General features: G+C 74.8%; 2 protein-coding genes and 1 pseudogene. 2 read left to right on the top strand and 1 reads right to left on the bottom strand.

Annotation, left to right across the window (positions count from 1 at the left end):
• Nucleotides 1-1,555: SbcC/MukB-like Walker B domain-containing protein (locus G3I65_RS39955; RefSeq protein ID WP_275940190.1), on the top strand; the 1,555-nt coding region annotated here is incomplete at its 5' end.
• A gap of 21 nt (nucleotides 1,556-1,576) precedes the next feature.
• Entirely contained in the window at nucleotides 1,577-1,768 is a 192-nt protein-coding gene (locus G3I65_RS39950; RefSeq protein WP_160700683.1) for a DUF1737 domain-containing protein, read from the top strand.
• A 6-nt stretch (nucleotides 1,769-1,774) separates the two neighbouring features.
• Here the strand turns inward: G3I65_RS39950 and G3I65_RS39945 are convergent.
• Nucleotides 1,775-2,048: pseudogene (locus G3I65_RS39945) on the bottom strand (DNA-3-methyladenine glycosylase); the annotation flags it as partial.

Here is a 2,048-nt window from a genome sequence, read left to right as displayed (position 1 = left end):
GGTGGTCGACGCGCACCAGGAAGCCCGGCAACGGCGGCTCGACCTGCGAGAGCGGCGGCTCGACGGGATGGCGGCCGAGCTGGCCGCCGCGCTGCCGGACGGCGCGCCGTGCCCGGTGTGCGGGTCGGCGGAGCACCCGGCGAAGGCGAACCGGGACGTCGAGCTGGTCGATCCGGCGGAGGAGCGCGCCGCCGAAGAAGCCGAGCAAGCGGCGGACGCGGTGCGGCAGCGGGTCGTGGTCGCGCTGGAGGAGGCGAAGGCACGGCTGGCGGGGCTGGTGGAACGGCTGGGCGGGCGCACGGCCGAGTCGATCACCGCCGAGCTGGCGGAAGCGCGTTCGGTGGTCGTCGCGCTGACCGAGCAGGCGGCCGGGAAGGTGAAGCTGGGCCAGCAGGTCGTCCTCCTGGAGCGTGACCTCGAAGCGCGGACCGAACGCCGCCGTCAGGCCGAGCAGGCGGCGACCGAGGCGACGACCGACGTCCGGGCCCTGGAAGAACGGCTGGCCGAGCGCGAACGCCGCCTGGTCGCCGGCCGCGGCGAGTTCGCGGACGTCGGGGCGCGGCGCACGCACCTGATCGGCCTGGCCGAAGCCCTCGAAGCGGTCGCCGAAGCCCGGACGGCGGTCGCCGGCGCCCGGGAACGGGTGGCCGAGCAACGCTCGCTGGTCGAGCTGGCGGTCGAGGCGAAGGGGTTCAAGTCGCTGAAGAAGGCGCGGGCCGCGATGCTGCCGGACGAGCAGATCGAGAAGCTCGAACAGGGCATCGCCGAGGCCGAAGCGACCGCGGCCGGGGCTCGGGCCCTGCTGTCCGAGCCGGATCTGTTCGGGATCTCACCGGACGACGTCGCCGACGTCGACCGCGCGGCCGACGCCGCCGAGCTGGCGCGGGCGCGCGCTGATTCGGCGTACGCGGCACTGCGCGCGGCCACCGCGCAGCACGAGGAACTGACCCGGCTGGCCGGCCTGCTGAAGAAGGCGCTCGCCGGGCTGGCGCCGGCCGAAGCGGCGTACGCCGAGCTGCGGGCGCTGGCGGAGGTCGTCAACGGGCGCGGGCAGAACAGCCGCAAGATGTCGCTGCGGTCGTACGTGCTGGCGGCGCGGCTGGAGGAAGTGGCGGTCGCCGCCACGCACCGGCTGCGCACCATGAGCCAGGGGCGCTACTCCTTCGTGCACTCCGACGCGGCCGGGGCGCGCGGCACTCGCGGCGGCCTCGGCATCGACGTGCTGGACGACTACTCGGGCACCATCCGCCCGGCGAAGACGCTGTCCGGCGGCGAGTCGTTCCTCGCGTCGCTGGCCCTCGCGCTGGGGCTGGCCGACGTCGTCGCCGGGGAAACCGGCGGCGCGCTGCTCGACACGCTGTTCGTCGACGAGGGCTTCGGCACCCTGGACGCCGAAACACTCGACGTCGTGATGAACATCCTCGACGAGCTGCGCGCCGGCGGCCGGGTGGTCGGGCTCGTGTCGCACGTCGAGGAGCTGCGGCAGCGCATCCCGACCCGGCTGCGCGTCCGCAAGTCCCGCACGGGCTCGACATTGGAGGTGCGCGCCGGCTGATCGCTCGGACAAGATGAAGCCATGACGGACCAGCCGCCGAACGGCCTGCCCCGCTACCGCCTGCTCACCGGCCCCGACGACGCGAAGTTCTGCCACCGCGTCAGCGAGGCGCTCGAACTCGGCTACCGCCTGCACGGCTCGCCGGCGGCGACGTTCGACGGAGACCAGGTGATCGTGGCCCAGGCCGTGCTGTGGCAGGGCGCGCAGGGCTGACGCGCCTCAGCCGGCGGCTTGCTGGAGGTACCGCCCGGCGTAGGAGCACCACGGCGTCCACTGCCGCGCGTGCGACGGCAGTGACTCCGGGCTGATGCCCAGTGCCTCGGCACCTCGCCGGACGGCGGGGTCCTCGGCGAGCAGCACGTCGGGGGCGCCGAGGACGCGCATCAGCACGTAGTCCGCGGTCGACGGGTCGATGCCCGGGCACGCCAGCAGCTCCGCGCGCAGGTCGGCGGCGTCCCGGCCGACGTGCACGTCGAGCCGCCCCTCGGCGAGC

The sequence above is a fragment of the Amycolatopsis sp. SID8362 genome, from assembly GCF_010550475.1.
GTDB classification, from domain to species: Bacteria; Actinomycetota; Actinomycetes; order Mycobacteriales; family Pseudonocardiaceae; genus Amycolatopsis; species Amycolatopsis eburnea.
Note: the sequence above shows the minus strand (reverse complement) of the source record. Positions and strands in the feature narration are given on the sequence as shown.

What these genes read in the sequence shown, in the direction of transcription:
- G3I65_RS39950 (WP_160700683.1), top strand. Translation starts at nt 1,577, where the DNA reads ATGACGGACCAGCCGCCGAACGGCCTGCCCCGCTACCGCCTGCTCACC.